Origin of the sequence: Actinomyces gaoshouyii (genome assembly GCF_002072175.1) — a bacterium.
Classification (GTDB): Bacteria; Actinomycetota; Actinomycetes; order Actinomycetales; family Actinomycetaceae; genus Actinomyces; species Actinomyces gaoshouyii.
Map to the genome: position 1 here is coordinate 71,757 of NZ_MVIV01000003.1, position 19,246 is coordinate 91,002.

Consider the following 19,246-nt stretch of genomic DNA (forward strand, 5'->3'; position numbering starts at 1 on the left):
CATCCTCTCCCCCTCACCCCACCGACGACCCCGAGGACGCATGATGACCCCGACCGCTCACCCGCTCACCGCCCCGCCCCTCACGGCCAGCACCCCCGCGGCGGGCCGGCCCACGGGCCTGCTGCGCCTGGCCACGGCCGGCAGCGTCGACGACGGCAAGTCCACGCTCGTGGGCCGCCTCCTGTTCGATTCCAAGTCGGTCCTGCGCGACCAGCTCGCCGCCGTCGAGCGGGTCAGCCTCGACCAGGGCATGACCCGCACGGACCTGGCCCTGCTCACCGACGGCCTGCGCGCCGAGCGCGAGCAGGGCATCACGATCGACGTCGCCTACCGCTACTTCGCCACCCCGGGACGCTCGTTCATCCTGGCCGACTGCCCCGGGCACGTGCAGTACACCCGCAATACCGTCACGGGGGCGTCCACCGCGGACCTCGTCGTCCTGCTGGTCGACGCCCGCCACGGCGTCGTCGAGCAGACGAGGCGCCACCTGGCGGTGGCGGCGCTGCTGCGGGTGCCGCACGTCGTCGTCGCGGTCAACAAGATCGATCTCGTCGGCTACTCCGCCGAGGTCTACGCCCGGGTGGCGGCCGATGTCCAGGCCGTCGCGGCGGGGCTGGGCCTGCCCGACGCGAGGACCCTGCCGACCTCGGCGCTGGAGGGGGACAACATCGTCACCCGCTCCGCGCGCACGCCCTTCTACTCGGGCCCGGCGCTCCTGGAGCTGCTCGAGGCGGTCCCTGTGGAGCCGCCGGAGGCGGGCCGGCCCTTCCGCCTGCCGGTGCAGTGCGCCATCCGTCCCCAGAGCGCCGCCCCTCGCGGCCTGGAGGACTTCCGCGGCTACGCCGGGCAGGTCGCGTCGGGCGCCGTGGCGATCGGCGATGAGGTCGTCGCCCTGCCCTCGGGGCGCGCCACGAGGGTCACGGGGATCCACCTGGACGATCGCCCGCTGGAGCGCGCCGTCACCGGCCAGTCGGTCACGCTCGAGCTGGCCGATGACATCGACCTCTCACGCGGGGACCTGCTCGCCGCGCCCGATGGGGCGCCCGCGCCCACCCGCGAGATCGAGGCGAGCCTGGCGTGGCTGTCCGACCGGCCGCTGCGCGAGCGCGACCGCGTCCTGGTCAAGCACGGCACGAGGACCGTCCACGCGGTGGTCACGAGTATCGCCGGGCGCCTGGACTTGGACGGCCTCGCGCTCGTGGACGCGGACGGCCTCGCCCTCAACGACATCGGACGGGCTCACCTGCGTCTGGCCGAGGCCATCCCGGCGGCCCCCTACGAGCGTTCCCGCACCGATGGCGCCTTCCTCGTCATCGACGCCCATGACGGCTGGACACTGGCGGCGGGCATGGCGCGCGCTGCTGAGTCCGCTCCCGCGCCGTCCGGGGAGCGGGCATGAGCGGGCGGCGCACGGCGCTCGCGCCCCCGGGCCCCGGTTCCCCCACGGATCCCGGCGATCCCGGCGGCAGCACTCCGGGCGCGGGCTCAGTCGCCCTCGTGGGCGCCGGACCCGGGGATGCCTCACTCATCACCGTACGAGGACTGGAGCTGCTGGAAGCGGCCGATGTCGTCGTCATCGACCGGCTGGCGCCGCACGAGCTCCTCGAGCACTGCCCGCCGGGCGCGGAGGTCATCGACGTCTCCAAGCGCCCTGGGCGCCACCTCGTCCCCCAGGACGGCATCGACGCCCTGCTCGTCGAGCGCGCCCGGGGCGGGGCGCGGGTCGTGCGCCTCAAGGGCGGGGACCCCTTCGTCCTCGGGCGGGGCGGCGAGGAGGTCCAGGCCTGCCGGGCGGCCGGCGTCGATGTGGAGGTCGTCCCGGGCGTCACCTCGGCCGTGGCCGTGCCGGCGGCGGCGGGCATCCCCGTCACCCACCGGGGCCTGGCCCGCGGATTCTCCGTGGTCAGCGCCCACGAGGACCTCATCTCCACCGTGCCCGCGCGCCGGGACCACACGCTCGTGCTGCTCATGGGGGTCACTCATCTGGCCCGCTCAGTGTCGATCCTGCTGGGTCGCGGCGCAGATCCCCTCACCCCGGCGGCTGCCGTCGAGAGCGGCCTGCGCCCCGATCAGCGGGTGACGACGACGATCCTGCGATGCCTGCCCGAGGTCGCCTTCTCTCTCGGCGTGGCCGCGCCGGCGGTCATCGTGCTCGGCGACGTCGTCACCCTCAGCCCCGACTGGGAGCGCCGGCTCATCCCCGGGGCCTGAGCGCCACCCGCCCCATCCCGAACCGGGGACCACGCACACGCGGAGGACATCATGCGCAGACTCATCATCCTGGCCCTCGCCGGCCTCATCGCCCAGCTCGTCGACGGCGCCCTCGGCATGGGCTACGGCGTCACGAGCTCCTCCCTCCTGCTGCTGGCCGGCCTCAGCCCGGCCCTGGCCAGCGCCTCGGTACACCTGGCCGAGATCGGCACGACCGTTGTCTCGGGGGCCTCCCACCACCGGCTGGGCAATACGGACTGGCGGCTCACCGCCCGGCTGGCAGGTCCCGGCGCGGTGGGAGCGTTCCTCGGCGCCACGGCCCTGTCGCATCTGCCCGGCGAGGCGGCCACTCCGATCAGCTCCACGATCCTTCTGGTGCTCGGGCTCTACGTGCTGGCGCGCTTCGCCATCCGCCCACTCGCGGCCCCCACGGCCCGCCGGAGCCCACACTCGACGCGCTCCCTGGCGCCCCTGGGGCTCCTGGCGGGCTTCATCGACGCCACCGGCGGGGGCGGCTGGGGGCCCGTGGCGACGACGACACTGCTCAGCCGGGGGCGCACGGCCCCGCGCACGGTGGTCGGAAGTGTCGACACGGCGGAATTCCTCGTGAGCGTGGCGGCCTCGGCGGGCTTCCTGGCGGGTCTGGGGACGGCCGGGATCGAGATCGGCGTGGTCCTGGCGGTGCTCACCGGGGGCGCGATCGCGGCCCCGCTGGCCGCCTGGGCGGTCTCCCGCCTGCCCGGGCCGGTGCTGGGCAGCGGTGTCGGCGCTCTCATCGTGTGCACGAATCTGATGACGATCCTCCATTGGCTCGGCGCCCCGGCACCGCTCTCCATCGGGATCACCGGCGCGCTCGCGCCGGTCCTGGCGGCGCTGATCGCCATCAGCGCGCGTGGAGCGCGGCGCGCGCGCCGCCTTGCCGCGGCGGCTCCGGGAACCGGGGAGTCGGCGCTCCGCACGGCCTCGCCCTGCGGGCCGGCGGGCGTGGGAGCACGGGTGGGCGCCGGGCTATGAGCGGGGGCGCGATCACCGGCCGGAACCCGCCCGAGCGGTTCCGCCGCCTCGTGCTCCTGGCCCATGGGACGCGCCGGCCCGGGCCGGTGCCCTTCCTGGAGCGCGTGGCCCAGGACGTCGCGGCGCGGTTGCCCGGGGTGGACGTGGGTCACGGGTATGTCGAGTTCCAGTCGCCCAGCGCGGTTGAGGCTCTTCGGGGCGGAGCGAACCCGGTGGTGGTGCCGGTCTTCCTCGGATCGGGGCATCACGTGGAGAAGGACTTGCCGGCCATGGTGGGCGAGCATGGCCCGGCCAGGATCACCGAGCACCTGGGCCCGCACCCGGCGCTCATCGGCGCCGTCGTCGACCGGCTCGGCGCGCGGCTCGAGGAGCGGGGCGCCCACTGGGGCGATCTGGATGGGATCGTCCTGGCCGCAGCGGGATCACGACGGGCCGCGCCGGTGCGGGAGGCGGAGAGGGCGGCCCGCGAGATGGAGTCGAGGGTCGGCCCGCCGGTGCGCGCCGCCTACCTGTCCGGGGGCGCGCCGAGCGTGAGCGAGGCGGTGGCGGCATGGCGCGCCGAGGGGGCGCGCTCGATCGCGGTGGCCAGCTACCTGCTGGCCGAGGGGCGCTTCTCAGCGGCCCTGCGCTCCAGCGGTGCCGAGGTCCTCGCCCCGCCGATCGGCCACCATGCCGCCCTGGCCGAGGTCGTCGTCGAGCGCTACCTGCGCGCCGCCTGAGCATCGCCGCGCACTGAGCGCGCCCCTGCCCATCGGCCGGTGCCACCCGCCCCGAGAGGCGCGTCCCGCCCGCACCTGTGGGAGCGAACCGCACCTGTCGGAGCGGGCAGCGCCTCTGGGGCCCATACGATGCACTCAGCGGCCTCGTCCTTCATCGATCACGGCCAGCACTCGACACCAGTGATAGCACCTGAAGCAATGAGGCTCACAAATGCTGCGAATGACATCGGATTGGAAACGCTGATAATCCCTGCCCCGACCATGGCGATATAGGCGGCCCAGCATGAGCGGGTAGCTTGAGCCGTTGACACCCCCGGACCACCAAGGCCACTGGAATTCACGGAATAAATCATGTCAATCGATTTGACGCCAGTAATCTTGAGGGACGTCGAATTCACAGGCTCAAAACTCAGCTCCCCCGTTCTGCCACCATAAGAGAACGTCAATGAAACAGGAATCGATTCACCCAAGGGAGATACGTAATGCACAACCCCGTCCCATGAATAGAAACCACCAACTTCGGCAGTAACGATAAGATCACTATTATCACCACCAGATAGCGACAAGGGTGCGCCAGATGAACTCGAGGAGATCCCTGGGGCAGGCACAGACCATCCCTCGCCAACAGTGGATGCACTCGCACTCCCGGAGGCGCTCAGTGCCAATACCGCAGTTAGCGACACAAGGGAGAGACTTCGGACCATCTTCATGTTCGAGCCTTGAGAGGCCATGATCAATCATCCCTCCAAGAGCCATTGTTGAACGGATAACCATCAGCGCGACACGAGAGGCGATCACCCCGATGCCGCTTCATCCGAGACGGGAGCACGTACATCGAGAAGAGCAGCAGCGTGAGCATCAGCACGAGAAATGATCTCAATGACAGGCCCTCATCTCGCATAGTCCACATCGAAGCGAGAAGGCACGCCCCTACAGTGAGCGCCTTCAGAGCACAGATATGCAATCCCTTCATCGCACCTCCCCGAGGTTTGAGCGGAACTCCACTCGATGAAAGTGTGTCACAAACCTCCAGGTCATATGCTATTATGTGATAAAAATCACTCCTCTGGAGTGGCGGTGTTACCTCGTTTTCGAACACCGGCATCCCGCCACTGCTGACAGATGCCCGCATGAGGCGCTGGGAGCCGCAGGCAGGAGCCCACTCACCCCGATCGGCGCCCCCGAAGAGCCCTGGGAGACTCGGACAAGCACGGGGAATTCAGGGACGTCCACGTCCTGGCCGACCGCTCCGAACCAGAAGAATCCCTATGGCGATCCTCGCCTTCAGGTGCGGCCGGTGCCACCCGCCCCGAGAGGCGCGTCCCGCCCGCGCCTGTGGGAGCGAACCGCACCTGTCGGGGCGGGCGGCGCCGCTCAACTGTCGCGCGCGATGACAGTGTTGGAGGCCTGGGCGCGGGGGCGCACGGTGAGGGAATCGATATTGACGTGGGCGGGGCGCTCCAGGGCCCACACAATGCACTCGGCGACGTCGTCGGCCGTCAGCGGGGCCGCGACGCCCTCGTAGACGCGCGCGGCCGCGGCGGCGTCGCCGTGGAGGCGGTTGAGGGAGAACTCCTCCGTGGCCACCAGCCCCGGGGCGATCTCGATGACCCGCACGGGCTCGCCGACGAGCTCGAGGCGCAGGGTGTTGGCGATGATGCGCTCGGCATGCTTGGCGGCCACGTAGCCCGCGCCCCCGGGGTAGGTGGCCTGGCCGGCCGTGGAGGTGAGGAAGAGGAGGTCGCCGCCGCGCTCGCGCATCGCGGGCAGGAAGGCCTGGCTCACGCGCAGCGCCCCCAGGACGTTGCGCTCGTACATGGTCAGCCATTCCTCGGGCTTGCCCTCGGCCACGGGGTCGACGCCGATCGCGCCGCCGGCGTTGTTGACCACGGCGTCGATGGGACCGGCCGCCTGGGCCTGACGGGCCAGGCGCTCGATGTCCCCCGGCCTCTGCAGATCGGCGGTGATCCAGGCGCAGCCGGTCTCGGCGGCCAGGGCGGCCAGGCGCTCAATGCGCCGGGCGGTGGCGACGACCTCCCATCCGTGGGCCCGCAGGAGACGGACGGTGGCGGCCCCGATCCCGGTGGAGGCGCCGGTGACGAGCGCGCGGCGCACCGGGACGGACTCAGTGGCGGACTCGATGGCGGGATCGGCGGTGGGCCCGGCGGGCGCTGGTCGTGCGGGGTCTGGGGTGCTCATACGGCCATTGTGGACCGCCTCCCGGGCCTGCGCCATATGGATCATCCGAGGTGGGCAGAGATCGAAGAGGGCCGGATGAGATCGCCCTCCCCCCGGTGCCATCGCTCACCGGGCGAGTAGCCTGGGGCGATGACGATCTACGGTTTCATCGGCGCGGGGAACATGGCGGGCGCGATCGTTCGAGGGGCGATCGGCGCGGGCATCGCCCCTGCTTCCCTCCTCATCACAAGCGCCCATGGCTCGGCCAGGGCCCTGGCCGAGGAGACGGGCGCTGAGCACGTGCCCGACTCCGCCGCCCTCCTGCGCCGCCTGGGGGCGGGCGACGTCCTCATCCTCGCGGTCAAGCCGCAGGTGCTGCCCGGGGTCGTGGAGGGGATCGCCCCCGTACTGGCCGAGCGATCACCACTCGTGCTGTCCATTGCCGCGGGGCTCACCCTCTCGCGTCTGAGTGCCCTCCTGCCCGCCGGCGCCCGGGTGGTGCGGGCGATGCCGAACATGGCCGCCGGGGTGGGCGCCTCGATGACGGCGCTGGCGGCGGGCCCGGGTGTGGATGAGACTGCCATGGCGCCGGTGCGCGCGCTCATGGGCGCCGTCGGGCGCACCGTGGAACTGGAGGACAAGGACTTCTCCGCCTTCGTGGGCTTGGCGGGATCCTCCCCCGCCTTCGTCCTGGCCTTCATCGAGGCGCTGTCCCGGGCGGGCGTTCTGGGCGGGATCCCCAAGAGCACGGCGGTCGAGATCGTCACCCAGGCCGTGCTGGGCTCGGCGCTGGCCGCCCGGGCGGGCAGCGCCGCCGAGCCGCCCCGCACCCCGGCGGATCTCATCGACGCCATCTGCTCGCCGGGCGGCACGACGATCGCCGGGCTGACGGCGATGGAGCGCGCGGGATTCTCCGATGCCGTCGTGCGGGCTTTCGAGGCCACGGTCACCAGGGACCGCGAGCTGGGATCCTAGGAGCGAGACCGGTCGAAAACAGGAGCGAGACCGGTCGAAAACGGCATCGAAACCGGTCCTCGGGCCGAGAAGAGGGGCTGGGGCCGGCCGATGGGAGCCCGGTCCCGAACCTCGCGGCCTGGTAGCCCACCTCACAGGCGCGTCATCCCACCTACTTGGAGCGCCGAGGCGGCACCGTGACAGAATCAGCGGCATGTCGCAGCCCAGCAACTCATCCCGTTTCATCCCCTCGCAGCTCCGCAGCCCGCGCGTGCCGGCCAAGGTGAGCGCCGACGGCCTGGAGTCCACCTGGGGGCAGCGCTGGGAGGAGGACGGAACCTACGCCTTCGACCGCTCCGCCGAGCGCCCCGAGGTCTTCTCCATCGACACCCCTCCCCCGACGGCGTCGGGCTCGCTGCACGTGGGGCACGTCTTCTCCTACACGCACACGGATGCCCTCGCCCGCTACCAGCGGATGCGCGGCAAGGCGGTCTTCTACCCCATGGGCTGGGATGACAACGGCCTGCCCACCGAGCGCCGCGTCCAGAACTACTACGGCGTGCGCTGCGACCCCTGCCTGCCCTACGACCCCGACTTCACCCCCCCGCGCACCGGCGGTGAGGGCAAGTCCATCAAGGCCAGGGACCAGAAGCCGATCTCGCGGCGCAACTTCGTCGAGCTCTGCGAGCGCCTGACTGCCATCGACGAGGCCCAGTTCGAGGCCCTGTGGCGCCGGCTCGGGCTGAGCGTGGACTGGAAGCAGACCTACCAGACCATCGGCGAGCGCGCCCGCAAGGTCGCCCAGGCCGCCTTCCTGCGCAACCTGGAGCGCGGCGAGGCCTACCAGGCGGCGGCCCCGGGCCTGTGGGACGTCACCTTCCAGACCGCCGTCGCCCAGGCGGAGCTCGAGTCCCGCGAGTACCCGGGCTTCTACCACCGCCTGGCCTTCCACATCGTCGACGCCGACGCCGCCGAGCGCGCGGCCGCGGCGGGCGCCCCCATCGAGACCGGCCCGGCCGGCACCCATGACGTGTGCATCGAGACCACGCGCCCCGAGCTGCTCGCTGCCTGCGTGGCGCTCATCGCGCATCCCGATGACGAGCGCTACCGGCCGCTGCTGGGCACGACCGTGGCCTCCCCCGTCTTCGGCGTCGAGGTCCCGGTCCTGGCCCACCCAGCGGCGGAGAGGGACAAGGGCGCCGGCATCGCCATGTGCTGCACCTTCGGCGACACCACGGACATCGAGTGGTGGCGGGACCTCGGCCTGCCGCTGCGCGCCATCCTGCGCAAGGACGGGCGCATCGAGGCCGAGACCCCCGACTGGATCACCACCGGGGCGGGCCGTGAGGCCTACGCGGCCATGGCCGGCAAGACCACCTATTCGGCGCGGGAGACCATCGTTGCCGCCCTGGCCGCCAGCGGCGAGATGCGCGGCGAGCCGACCGCGACCACCCGCCAGACGAACTTCTTCGAGAAGGGCGACAAGCCCCTGGAGATCGTCACCTCCCGCCAGTGGTACCTGCGCAACGGCGGGAAGGACTGGACGAATCCGGCCACGGGCTCCGATCTTCGCGCCGACCTGCTCGCTCGTGGCGCCGAGCTCGACTTCCACCCCGATTTCATGCGGGTGCGCTATGAGAACTGGGTCAAGGGCCTCAACAACGACTGGCTCATCTCCCGTCAGCGCTTCTTCGGGGTGCCTTTCCCCGTCTGGTACGCGATCGACGACGACGGAGAGGTGGACCACTCCCGCGTCCTGACCCCTGCCGAGGCCGAGCTGCCGATCGATCCCTCCTCGGATATCCCGGCCGGCTATACCGAGGACCAGCGCGACCGGCCGGGCGGCTTCACTGCCGAGCTCGACATCATGGACACCTGGGCGACCTCCTCCCTGTCCCCCCAGCTGGTCTCCGGCTGGCTGACGGACGAGGACCTCTTCAACCGCGTCTACCCCATGGACCTGCGCCCTCAGGGCCAGGACATCATCCGCACCTGGCTGTTCTCCTCCGTGGTGCGCGCGGACCTGGAGTTCGGCGCCCTGCCCTGGAGGCACGCGGGCATCTCCGGATGGATCCTGGACTCGGACCACAAGAAGATGAGCAAGTCCAAGGGCAACGCCGAGACCCCCATGGGCCTGCTGGAGAAGTTCGGGGCCGACGCCGTGCGCTACTGGGCGGCCTCGGCCCGCCTGGGCCTGGACGCGGCCTTCGAGGAGCAGCAGATCAAGATCGGCCGCCGCCTGGCCATCAAGCTCCTCAACGCCTCCAAGTTCGCCCTGTCCATGGGCCTGCCCTGGGATGCGGACGAGGAGGCCCTCGCGGCCGCCCCCGCGCCGCACCTGGACGCCACCGCCGTCACCGAGCCGATCGACCGGGCCGTTCTGGCGGCCCTGGCGGATGTCGTGGATGCCGCGACCATCGCCTTCGAGGGCTTCGAGCACGCCCGCGCCCTGGAGGCCGCAGAGTCCTTCTTCTGGACCTTCTGCGACGACTACATCGAGCTCGTCAAGGACCGGGCCAATGACCTGGACGGCTCCCACGACCCGGCCGCCGTCACGAGCGCCCGCACCGCCCTGGCCATCGCCGTGGACACCTTCGTGCGCCTCTTCGCGCCCTTCCTGCCCTTCGCCACGGAGGAGGTGTGGAGCTGGTACCGCACCGGCAGCGTCCACCGCGCCGCCTGGCCCGAGGCCGCGCCCCTGCGCGAGGCCTCCGCCGGCGCCGACGCCGCCCTCGTGGTCCGCGCCGGCCAGGCGCTGGCGGCGCTGCGCAAGGTCAAGTCGGAGGCCAAGACGAGCCAGAGGACGCCGATCCTGTCCGTGGCGCTGGCCGTGGCCCCCGAGGCCGAGGCGAGCGTGGAGGCGGTTCGCGCCGACCTCCTCGAGGCCGCGAAGGTGACGGGCCCGATGACCCTGGCCGTGGCCGAGCCGCGCGCGGGCGACGACGGCGAGGCCCCGGCCGTGACCGTCACCGCCGTCGAGCTCGGCGAGGCCCCGGCCAGGCCGAAGAAAGGCTGAGGACTGTGCCGCAACGGAGCCCTGTCCCTGCCGGCACCGCGCCCCACCCGTCCCTGGGGGCCACGACCGTCGTCGACGGCGTCGCCTCCAGCCCCCCGACCATGGGCGCGTCCGGCATCTGTGACAACAGCGACACTGAGTCGCAGTGGACCGTCCCCTGGCTGCTGGCCGACCGCATCGCGCGCACCTCGGAGCGCCCCATCATCGAGCGGCGCAGCTCACTGGGCTCATGGACGCCGATCACCGCCCGGGCCTTCGGCGAGGAGGTCGCCCGGATCGCCGCGGGGCTCATCGGCCTGGGCCTGGAGGCGGGCACGAGCGTGGCGCTCATGTCCCGCACCTGCTACGAGTGGACGCTCCTGGACATGGCGATCGCCCGCGCCGGGCTGGTCTCCGTGCCCATCTACGAGACCGATTCGGCCGAGCAGATCGAGTGGATCCTCGACGACGCCGACGTCCGCCTCGTCATCACCGAGACCTCCGGCCACGCGCTCGTCGTGGACGCCGCCATCAAGGCCCGCTCGGCCGCCGGCCCCGACGCCGCGGGCCCCCGGGTCCTGTCCCTGGACCGCGACGCCCTCACCGAGCTGACGACGGCCGGGCGCGCGATCTCGCGGGCCGTCGTCGAGGATCGCTCGGCCGCGGTGCGCCCCGAGGACATCTTCTCCATCATCTACACCTCCGGCACGACGGGCCGCCCCAGGGGCGTCGAGATCACCCACCGCAACGCGGCGGGCCTGGCGCACAACGGCGTCCGCTGGATCCCGGACCTCCTCTACCGCGCGGACACGCGCCTGCTGCTCTTCCTGCCGCTGGCGCACTCCTACGCGCGCTGCCTGGAGCTGCTGTCCCTGGCGGGCCAGGGCGTGCTCGGGCACACCCCGGATGTCAAGACCCTCCTGCCGGACCTTCAGGCCTTCGGCCCCTCCTATGTGCTGGCCGTGCCGCGCGTGCTGGAGAAGATCTACAACGCCGCCGACGCCAAGGCGGGCAGCGGCATGCGGCTGCGGACCTTCCGCTGGGCGGCGAAGGTCGCCGTCGAGTACTCGCGGGCACTGGACGCCCCGGCCGGGCCCTCGACGTCGCTGACCGCCTGGCACGCGCTGGCCGACCGCCTCGTCTACCGCACGATCCGCGCCCTGCTGGGTCCCAACGCCCGTTTCGCGATCTCCGGCGGCGGGCCGCTGGGCGAGCGCCTCGGGCACTTCTACCGGGGCATGGGCCTGGAGATCCTCGAGGGCTACGGGCTCACTGAGACGATCGGCCCCACCTGCGTCAACCTCGACGCGCGCAACAGGATCGGCACTGTGGGCCCGCCCGTGTGCGGCAACGAGCTCCGGGTGGATGAGACCGGGGAGATCCTCGTGCGGGGCCTGGGCGTGTTCCGCAACTACCACAACAACCCCGCCGCCACCGCCGAGTCCTTCACCCCCGATGGGTGGTTCCGCACCGGTGACATCGGGGCCATCGATGAGGACGGCTGGGTGCGCATCACCGGCCGCAAGAAGGACCTCATCGTCACCGCCGGCGGCAAGAACGTGGCCCCCGCGGTCCTCGAGGACCGCCTGCGCGGCCACCCCCTGGTCAGCCAGGTCCTCGTCCTGGGGGACGATGAGCCCTTCATCTCCGCGCTCATCACGCTGGACGCGGAGATGCTGCCCCTGTGGCTGCGCAACCACGGCCTGCCGGAGATGGGCGTGGTCGAGGCCTCGTCCCACCCGCAGGTGCTCGCCGCGCTGGAGCGCGCCGTTGCCCGCACCAACGAGGCGGTCTCCCGGGCCGAGTCGATCCGCGAGTTCCGCGTGCTCACCACGGATTTCACGGAGGCGAACGGCCTGCTCACGCCCTCGCTGAAGGTCAAGCGGGCCGCCGTCATGGAGGCCTACGCCGACGCCATCACCTCCATCTACGCCGGCAAACGCCGGGGCCCGGAGGCCTGACACGCTCACGATCAGCGGAAGTCGCAGGTCAGAGACCCTCTTTGGGGTCGCCGGCGGGGCGCCGCAGCCACAGGTGGCCGTATTCGGGCCCCGCCGGACGCATCGGCGGGCGATGATGGGGTCATGACGAGCCCCGCACAGCCCGGCACCGAGCCGGCGGCCCTCCAGCAGCACGCTGACAGCACCACCCGCTCCACCCCGCTGGCGGTCCCCGTCCATGATGGGATGACGGCCCCGTGGGCGCTGGCCGAGCGCGTGCGCCGCTCGCCGTCCGCCCCGCTCGTCGCCCGCAAGCCCTCGGTCGGGCGCCGCTGGATCCCCATGAGCGCGACGGCTTTCCACGCCCAGGTCCGAGAGGTGGCGGCCGGGTTCATGTCGCTCGGGCTGCGCCCCGGGGACGCGATCGCGATCATGTCCCACACCTGCTTCGAGTGGACCCTCCTGGACTTCGCCGCCTGGGAGGCGGGCCTCGTCGTCGTGCCGATCTATGAGACCTCCTCCGCCCAGCAGGCCGAGTGGATCCTCACCGACGCCTCCGTGAGGCTGGTGGTCGTCGAGAACGCCGGCATGGAGCAGATGGTGGAAGCGATCCGCACCCACGGTGCCGATCAGGCGACTCTGGCGGAGCTGCGGGTCATGTGCCTGTCCCGCGGCGCGATCACGGACCTCATCGCCGCGGGCAAAAGCGTGGACCGCGCCGGGCTCGACGCCCGCGCCTGCGCGCTCACCAGCGCGGACCTGGCGACGATCGTCTACACCTCGGGCACCACGGGGCGCCCCAAGGGGGTGGAGCTCACTCACGGCAATCTCATCCAGTTGGGCGTCAACACCTGCGAGCACGTTCCCGAGATCCTCGGCGCCGAAGAGGTGCGCGCCCTCATATTCCTCCCCCTGGCCCATGTGCTGGGGCGGTTCATCGAGATCGCCATCGTGTGCTCCGAGCGCGGCGTCATGGGCCACGCCCCGGATGTCAAGCACCTCGTGGACGACCTGGCGACCTTCTCGCCCACCTTCGTCGTCGCCGTGCCGAGGGTCTTCGAGAAGATCTACAACGCCGCGGACGCGCGCTCGACCGGCAACAGGCAGAAGGTCTTCCGCCTGGCCGCCAAGACGGCGATCGCCTACTCGCGCGCCCTGGACACCCCGCAAGGGCCCGGTCGCGGCCTGCGGGCGCAGATGAGGGTCTTCGACCGGCTCGTGTTCTCCAAGCTGCGCGCCGTCCTGGGCGGGAGGGTCACGCATGTCATCAGCGGCGGCGGTCCCCTGGGGGAGAGACTCGGCCACTACTACCGGGGCGCGGGGGTGACCGTCCTGGAGGGCTACGGCCTGACCGAGACCTCCGCGCCCTGCGCCGTCACCCTGCCTGCGAGCATGCGGATCGGCACGGTGGGCGGCCCCATGCCGGGCACTGAACTGCGCCTGGCCGACGACGGCGAGATCCTCGTGCGCGGTATCGGCCTGTTCCGCGGCTACCACGCCAACCCCGAGGCCACGGCCGAGGCGCTCACCGCCGATGGCTGGCTGCGCACGGGCGATGTCGGCGCGTTCGAGGATGACGGCTCGCTGCGCATCACTGGCCGCAAGAAGGAGCTCATCGTCACCGCCGGGGGCAAGAACGTGGCCCCCGCGGTCCTGGAGGACCGTCTGCGCGGCCACCCGCTGGTCAGCCAGGTGCTCGTCGTGGGCGACAACCGCCCCTGCATCGGCGCCCTGGTGACGCTGGACGCGGAGATGCTGCCGCTGTGGCTCGCCTCCCACGGGATCGAGGATCTCGACCCCGTGTCGGCGGTGAGCGACCCGCGCGTGCGCGCGGCTCTGGAGCGGGCGGTGGCCCGGGCCAATGAGACTGTCTCCCGGGCGGAGTCGATCCGGACCTTCACAGTGTTGCCGGGCGATTTCACGATCGACAACGGCCTGCTCACGCCCTCGTTCAAGGTGCGCCGGACGGAGGCGCTGGAGCGCTTCGCCGATGAGATCGACGCGCTCTACAGCAGGCCGGTGGCCTGAGGGGGGCGTCCCGGGCCGCGGGCTTCCGGGAGGGCCCCTCAGGCGGAGAGCTCGTCGCGGATCGCCTCGTGGTGGTGGATGACCTCCGCGACGATGAAGGCGAAGAACTTCTCCGCGAAGACGGGGTCGAGCCCGGAGTCCTCGGCCAGCGCCCGCAGGCGGGCCACCTGGCGGGCCTCCCGCTCGGGGTCCGACGGCGGCAGATCGAGGCGCGCCTTGAGCTCGCCGACCTGCTGGGTGCAGCGGAAGCGCTCGGCGAGGAGGTGGACGAGGGCTGCGTCGAGGTTGTCGATGGTGACGCGGTAGCGCGCGAGATCGGCAGGTACCCCGGGGATGTCCCGCTCAACGGCCACGGAAGCGCTCATGCGGTCCGGCTCCTGGACTGCTCGGCCTTGCGGGTGGAGCTGAGCGAGCCGGTACCGGCCTCGTAGCGGGGCAGGGCGGTGCCGCGCACGGCGTCGGCGTCGACGACGACGCATCCGACCTCGGGCATGGAGGGAACTTCGAACATGGCCTCGCCCAGGACCTCCTCGACGATGGAGGTCAGGCCTCTCGCGCCGGTCTTGCGCTCCAGGGCCTTGGCGGCGATGGCCTCGATGGCCTCGTCGGTGAAGACGAGCTCGACGCCGTCGAGCCCGAAAAGGTACTGGTACTGGGAGACGAGGGCGTTCTTGGGCTCGGTCATGACGCGCACGAGCTCGGGCACGCCGAGGTCCTGCACGGTGGCGATGACGGGCAGACGGCCGATGAACTCGGGGATGAGGCCGAAGGTGTGCAGGTCCTCGGGGCGCACCGGGGAGGTGAAGACGTCCTTGGCCTGGTCCTTGGCCAGCGTCGCGCCGAAGCCGACGAGCTGGGCGCCGGCCTCCTTGCGCTGGCGGGCGCGCACGATCTCCTCGATGCCGGCGAAGGCGCCGGCGGCGATGAACAGGATGTTCGTCGTGTCGATCTCGAGGAATTCCTGGTGGGGGTGCTTGCGTCCGCCCCCCGGTGGGACGGAGGCGGTGGTGCCCTCGATGATCTTGAGCAGCGCCTGCTGCACGCCCTCGCCGGAGACGTCGCGGGTGATCGAGGGGTTCTCGGCCTTGCGGCCGATCTTGTCGATCTCGTCGATGTAGATGATGCCCTTCTCGGCGCGCTTGACGTCGCCGTCGGCGGCCTGGATGAGCTTGAGGAGGATGTTCTCCACGTCCTCGCCCACGTAGCCGGCCTCGGTGAGCGCGGTGGCGTCGACGATGGAGAAGGGGACGTCCAGGAGCTTGGCCAGGGTGCGGGCCAGATGCGTCTTGCCGGTGCCGGTGGGGCCGAGCAGGAGGATGTTGGACTTGCCGAGCTCCAGGCCGTCGCCCTCGGCGACGGCGCGCTCGCGCACCTGGACGCGCTTGTAGTGGTTGTAGACGGCCACGCTCATGGCGCGCTTGGCGCCCTCCTGGCCGATCACGTAGCTATTGAGGAAGTCGAAGATCTCCTGCGGCTTGGGCAGCTCGAGGGGAACGCCGACGGAGCCGGAGCCGAGCTCCTCGTCGACGATCTCGTTGCACAGCTCGATGCACTCGTCGCAGATGTAGACCCCGGGACCGGCGATGAGCTTCTTGACCTGCTTCTGGCTCTTACCGCAGAAGGAGCACTTGAGCAGATCGACGCTCTCGGCATTGCGTGGCACGTGTCCCCCTTGTGTGGTCGGGTCCGCTCCCGGGCGACGCGGGGAGCGCCGCTGGAATCAGGGAACGGGGTGCCGCCAGCCTATTAGGTCGAGCGCCCTGGCGCGAGGGCCGGGCCCGGCGAGCCCCTGAGCGATCGCCCGCCCGGTGGTGGGGCCCCGAGCGCCGCGCCGACGGCTGCGCAAGGCATTCTCAATCATGCAAGCAGACTGCTAGCATAGACGCGTGACCACTTTGTACATCCGCGACGTCGATGAGGGAGTCGCCGAGGAGCTCAAGCTCCGCGCGGCGGCCGAGGGGATGTCCCTGTCCGCCTATGCGGCCGCCCAGTTGGCAGTGATCGCCTCACGGCCCACGAACGCCCAGGTGGTCGCGCGCCTTCGCCGGCGCGATCGCCGCGACGGGCCGACGGCGCAGCAGATCGTCTCCGCAGTGCGCGAGGGTCGGGAGTGAGTAGGGCCTCCGTTCATCCCACTCGGCCAGTGCGGGGGCAGGCCCGGTGATCGTCATCGATACCTCGGCACTCATCGAGGGACTTGTGGGGCGCACGCCCAGCGTCCGGCTCCTTGACCTGCTCGCGGGGGAGCTCGCGGCTCCTCAGGTCATCGACTTCGAGGTGCTCTCCGCCCTGCGCGGCATGGTGCTCGGCGGCCTCCTGTCCCTCGATGAGGCGCAGGAGGCCCGGCGCTTCTTCTACGAGCTCACGATCTGGCGATACGAAGGAGCTCCCCTCGCCGAGAGGATCTGGGAACTGCGGCACCAGTACACCGCGCACGACGCCGCCTATCTCGCTCTCGCGGAAAGCCTCGACTCCCCCGTGGTGACCTGCGATCGCAAACTCGACGCCGGAGGCCACCGCGCCGAGGTCCTGCTCCTGCCCCGCTCCAACTGACAGAGCTCGCGGAACGGCCACGGAGGGGGCCATGCCGCGCCGACGGCTGCCACTGGCACCGGTGTCGCCTCCGGCGCCTTGAATTGCGCTCTCCCCGCACCGGTCGGCGCACTCCACCCCGATCGATGCCCTCCGCACTGAGCGGTACCCTGCGCACCCACTGGTGGTCAGGACGCACCGGTGGGTGGAATCGGCACCGCTGGGCGGATGGCACCGATCGGCGCCATGAGATGTCAGGAGGAGTGCGGGGAGGGTGCGGCCTTGCGCGGGCTGAGCACCTGGTCGACGATCCCGTAGTCCCGGGCGGCGGTGGCGGTGAGGATCTTGTCGCGCTCCAGATCGTTGTGGATCCGATCGCGGTCCCGGCCGGTGTGCGCGGCCAGGGTGTCCTCCAGCCAGGCGCGCATGCGGTCGATCTCGTCGGCGATGATCTCGATATCGCTGGCCTGGCCGTGCATGCCCTCCATGGCGGGCTGATGAATGAGCACGCGGGCGTTGGGCAGGGCCAGGCGCTTGCCCGGGCTGCCCGCGGCCAGCAGCACGGCGGCGGCGGAGGCGGCCTGCCCCAGGCAGACGGTCTGCACCTGCGGCTTGATGTACTGCATCGTGTCGTAGATGGCGGTCAGGGCCGTGAAGGAGCCGCCGGGGCTGTTGATGTACATGGTGATGAGCCCATCGGGGTCTTGGGACTCCAGGACGAGGAGCTGGGCCATGATGTCATCGGCGGAGGCGTCGTCCACCTGGACGCCCATGAAGACGATGCGGTCCTCGAAGAGCTTGGCGTAGGGGTCCTGGCGCTTGAAGCCGTAGGCGGTGCGCTCCTCGAATTGGGGCAGCACGTAGCGGGACTGCGGCATGGCGGCGGCAGCGCCGACGGGGGCCATCTGGCGCGCGACGGCCTCGAAGTAGGGACGAGTGCTCATATCAGTTCTCCCCGTTCTGCTGGCCGATCTCCCGGCTGGAGCGCACGATGTGGTCGACGAAGCCGTAGTCGAGGGCCTCGGGGGCGCTGAACCAGTGGTCGCGGTCCGAGTCGGCGATGATCTGCTCGACGGAGTGGCCGGTGTTGGCGGCCGTGATCTCGGCGAGCTCCTGCTTCATCTTGATGATGAGGTCGGCGTTGATGCGGATGTCCGTGGCCGATCCGCCCGCGCCTCCGGAGGGCTGGTGCATGAGGACTCGGGCGTGCGGGGTCAGGTATCGCTTGCCCTTGGCCCCGGCGCTGAGCAGGAACTGGCCCATGGAGGCGGCCATGCCGGTGGCGACGGTGACGACGTCGGGCTGGACGTACTGCATGGTGTCGTAGATGGCCATGCCGGCGGTCACGGAGCCACCGGGGCTGTTGATGTACAGGTAGATGTCCCGCTCGGGGTCCTCGGCGGCCAGCAGCAGCATCTGGGCGCAGATGGCGTTGGCGTTGTCGTCGCGCACCTCCGATCCCAGCCAGATGATGCGCTCCTTGAGGAGCCTGTTGTAGATGGAGTCGGTCAGGCCCAGCCCGGCGCCCTGGCCCTCGTGGGCACTGGGGGCGGCGACTGCGCCGGGGCGCGTGTGGAACTCGCTCACGTCTGTCCTCTCGTATCGGTGGGTCAACGCTAGCGCGAGGCGGCTGAGCTCTACGCCCGCCCTCGTCGCCTTTTCGCTCACGGCACAGGGTCCGCCGGGCGGCCGCCCCCCCTCACCGGAGGGGTGGCACGGACGCGGGGATCGGGTTAGCCTGACCTTATCCTTGTTTTTCTCGACTGCGACAGGAATGAATCATGGCGGCGGCGCATCACCCAGCCCGGGACGAGGCGATGAGTGCCTCTGCGGGCCGCGGCCGGCGCCGGGGACCGGAGGCCTCGCGCATGCAGGGGCACTGGCTGCTCGCCAAGCTCGGCAAGCGGGTGCTGCGCCCCGGCGGCATCGAGCTCACCCGCCGTCTCCTCGAGGCGGTCGACATCCGCCCGGGGCAGCGCATCGTCGAGCTGGGGCCGGGCGTCGGGCGCACCGCCGAGCTCCTCCTGGGCTCCTCCCCCGCCTCCTACCGGGCCGTCGATCCCAACCCGGAAGGCCGCGAGCGGGTCGCCGCCGTCCTCGCGGGGCACCCGCGGGCCGAGTACGTCATCGCCGATGCCGCCGACACGGGGCTGCCCACGGGCGAGGCCGATCTCGTCGTCGGCGAGGCGATGCTGACCATGCAGTCGCAGGAGGGCAAGAGGGCGATCATCGCCGAGGCCGCCAGGCTCCTGGCCCCCGGGGGCCGGTACGCGATCCACGAGCTCGCCCTGCGCGCCGATCGCGGAGAGGAGGAGAGGGAGGCCGCGCGCAAGCGCCTGTCCCGGATCATCAGGGTCGGGGCCAGGCCCCTGCCCGAGGAGGAGTGGCGCGCCCTCCTGACGGGGGCGGGACTGGAGGTCGTGTGGACCGGGACGGCCCCGATGCGCCTGCTCGAGCCCCGCCGCCTCATCGCCGACGAGGGGATTCTCGGGGCCCTCCGCTTCTGGCGCGCCGTGCGGCGCACGCCCGGCGCCCTGGAGCGCATCAGGGCGATGCGCGAGACCTTCCGGGCGCAGGAAGAGCTGCTGAGCGCCGTCGGTATCGTCGCTCGCAAGCCCGCTCCGGCCTGAGGGCGAGCCGAGTCAGCCACGGCGACCCGGCACGGCCCCATCCGC

General features: G+C 71.3%; 17 protein-coding genes. 11 read left to right on the forward strand and 6 right to left on the reverse strand.

Translation table 11 applies throughout. The features are described from left to right. Nucleotides 1-40: 40 nt before the first annotated feature. Genes B1H50_RS03690 through B1H50_RS03705 form a run of 4 tightly spaced genes read left to right on the forward strand, consistent with a single transcriptional unit; the run spans nucleotide 41 to nucleotide 3,944 of the window. A complete protein-coding gene (locus B1H50_RS03690) occupies nucleotides 41-1,399 on the forward strand; it encodes a sulfate adenylyltransferase subunit 1 (RefSeq protein WP_080462444.1) in 1,359 nt (452 codons plus the stop codon). Then, nucleotides 1,396-2,211, forward strand: coding sequence for a uroporphyrinogen-III C-methyltransferase (cobA, locus tag B1H50_RS03695; RefSeq protein ID WP_080462445.1), 816 nt, complete (start codon nucleotides 1,396-1,398; stop codon nucleotides 2,209-2,211). The genes B1H50_RS03690 and cobA overlap by 4 nt, the downstream gene beginning before the upstream one ends. 51 nt (nucleotides 2,212-2,262) lie before the next feature. Further along, a complete protein-coding gene (locus B1H50_RS03700; protein WP_080462446.1) occupies nucleotides 2,263-3,225 on the forward strand; it encodes a sulfite exporter TauE/SafE family protein in 963 nt (320 codons plus the stop codon). Continuing rightward, nucleotides 3,222-3,944 carry a sirohydrochlorin chelatase gene (locus B1H50_RS03705; RefSeq protein ID WP_080462447.1) on the forward strand — a complete coding sequence of 241 codons (723 nt, stop codon included), beginning with the start codon at nucleotides 3,222-3,224 and terminating at the stop codon, nucleotides 3,942-3,944. Before B1H50_RS03700 ends, B1H50_RS03705 begins: the two co-directional genes overlap by 4 nt. 158 nt (nucleotides 3,945-4,102) lie before the next feature. On the opposite strand, the gene B1H50_RS09615 is transcribed toward B1H50_RS03705, so the two are convergent. Further along, nucleotides 4,103-4,654 (reverse strand): hypothetical protein, encoded by a 552-nt coding sequence (locus B1H50_RS09615; protein ID WP_143231757.1) that lies wholly within the window; start codon nucleotides 4,652-4,654, stop codon nucleotides 4,103-4,105. 664 nt (nucleotides 4,655-5,318) lie between these two features. Next, nucleotides 5,319-6,143 carry an SDR family oxidoreductase gene (locus B1H50_RS03710; RefSeq protein WP_080462593.1) on the reverse strand — a complete coding sequence of 275 codons (825 nt, stop codon included), beginning with the start codon at nucleotides 6,141-6,143 and terminating at the stop codon, nucleotides 5,319-5,321. Between the two features lie 129 nt (nucleotides 6,144-6,272). On the opposite strand from B1H50_RS03710, the gene proC reads away from it, so the two are divergent. The 4 genes from proC (at nucleotide 6,273) to B1H50_RS03730 (ending at nucleotide 14,039) form a co-directional block, all read left to right on the forward strand. Continuing rightward, nucleotides 6,273-7,097 carry a pyrroline-5-carboxylate reductase gene (proC, locus tag B1H50_RS03715; protein WP_080462448.1) on the forward strand — a complete coding sequence of 275 codons (825 nt, stop codon included), beginning with the start codon at nucleotides 6,273-6,275 and terminating at the stop codon, nucleotides 7,095-7,097. 193 nt (nucleotides 7,098-7,290) lie between these two features. Beyond that, nucleotides 7,291-10,092, forward strand: coding sequence for a valine--tRNA ligase (gene valS / locus B1H50_RS03720; RefSeq protein ID WP_080462449.1), 2,802 nt, complete (start codon nucleotides 7,291-7,293; stop codon nucleotides 10,090-10,092). A gap of 101 nt (nucleotides 10,093-10,193) precedes the next feature. Then, nucleotides 10,194-12,032 (forward strand): AMP-dependent synthetase/ligase, encoded by a 1,839-nt coding sequence (locus tag B1H50_RS03725; protein WP_229657956.1) that lies wholly within the window; start codon nucleotides 10,194-10,196, stop codon nucleotides 12,030-12,032. Between the two features lie 123 nt (nucleotides 12,033-12,155). Beyond that, nucleotides 12,156-14,039: an AMP-dependent synthetase/ligase gene (locus tag B1H50_RS03730; RefSeq protein WP_080462451.1), complete on the forward strand. Its 1,884-nt coding sequence runs from the start codon at nucleotides 12,156-12,158 to the stop codon at nucleotides 14,037-14,039. A gap of 38 nt (nucleotides 14,040-14,077) precedes the next feature. Here the strand turns inward: B1H50_RS03730 and B1H50_RS03735 are convergent, their stop codons facing one another. After that, complete coding sequence (locus B1H50_RS03735; protein WP_080462452.1) at nucleotides 14,078-14,404, reverse strand: chorismate mutase; 327 nt, start codon at nucleotides 14,402-14,404, stop codon at nucleotides 14,078-14,080. Then, nucleotides 14,401-15,702 (reverse strand): ATP-dependent Clp protease ATP-binding subunit ClpX, encoded by a 1,302-nt coding sequence (gene clpX / locus B1H50_RS03740; protein WP_080462453.1) that lies wholly within the window; start codon nucleotides 15,700-15,702, stop codon nucleotides 14,401-14,403. Before clpX ends, B1H50_RS03735 begins: the two co-directional genes overlap by 4 nt. 223 nt (nucleotides 15,703-15,925) lie before the next feature. Between clpX and B1H50_RS03745 the strand changes: the two genes are divergently transcribed. Both B1H50_RS03745 and B1H50_RS03750 read left to right on the forward strand, forming a co-directional pair. Further along, nucleotides 15,926-16,153, forward strand: coding sequence for a FitA-like ribbon-helix-helix domain-containing protein (locus tag B1H50_RS03745; RefSeq protein WP_080462454.1), 228 nt, complete (start codon nucleotides 15,926-15,928; stop codon nucleotides 16,151-16,153). 46 nt (nucleotides 16,154-16,199) lie between these two features. Continuing rightward, nucleotides 16,200-16,592 carry a type II toxin-antitoxin system VapC family toxin gene (locus B1H50_RS03750; RefSeq protein WP_080462455.1) on the forward strand — a complete coding sequence of 131 codons (393 nt, stop codon included), beginning with the start codon at nucleotides 16,200-16,202 and terminating at the stop codon, nucleotides 16,590-16,592. Between the two features lie 233 nt (nucleotides 16,593-16,825). Here B1H50_RS03750 and B1H50_RS03755 read toward each other — a convergent pair whose 3' ends face one another. Both B1H50_RS03755 and B1H50_RS03760 read right to left on the reverse strand, forming a co-directional pair. After that, on the reverse strand, nucleotides 16,826-17,515 hold the full coding sequence (locus tag B1H50_RS03755; protein WP_080462456.1) for an ATP-dependent Clp protease proteolytic subunit: 690 nt from the start codon (nucleotides 17,513-17,515) through the stop codon (nucleotides 16,826-16,828). Nucleotide 17,516: 1 nt separating this feature from the next. Beyond that, the gene (locus tag B1H50_RS03760; RefSeq protein ID WP_080462457.1) at nucleotides 17,517-18,158 is read right to left on the reverse strand and encodes an ATP-dependent Clp protease proteolytic subunit; all 642 of its coding nucleotides are present in this window, start codon (nucleotides 18,156-18,158) and stop codon (nucleotides 17,517-17,519) included. 281 nt (nucleotides 18,159-18,439) lie between these two features. Here B1H50_RS03760 and B1H50_RS03765 point away from each other — a divergent pair, with 281 nt between their 5' ends. Next, entirely contained in the window at nucleotides 18,440-19,201 is a 762-nt protein-coding gene (locus B1H50_RS03765; RefSeq protein WP_080462458.1) for a class I SAM-dependent methyltransferase, read from the forward strand. The last annotated feature ends 45 nt before the right edge of the window (nucleotides 19,202-19,246 follow it).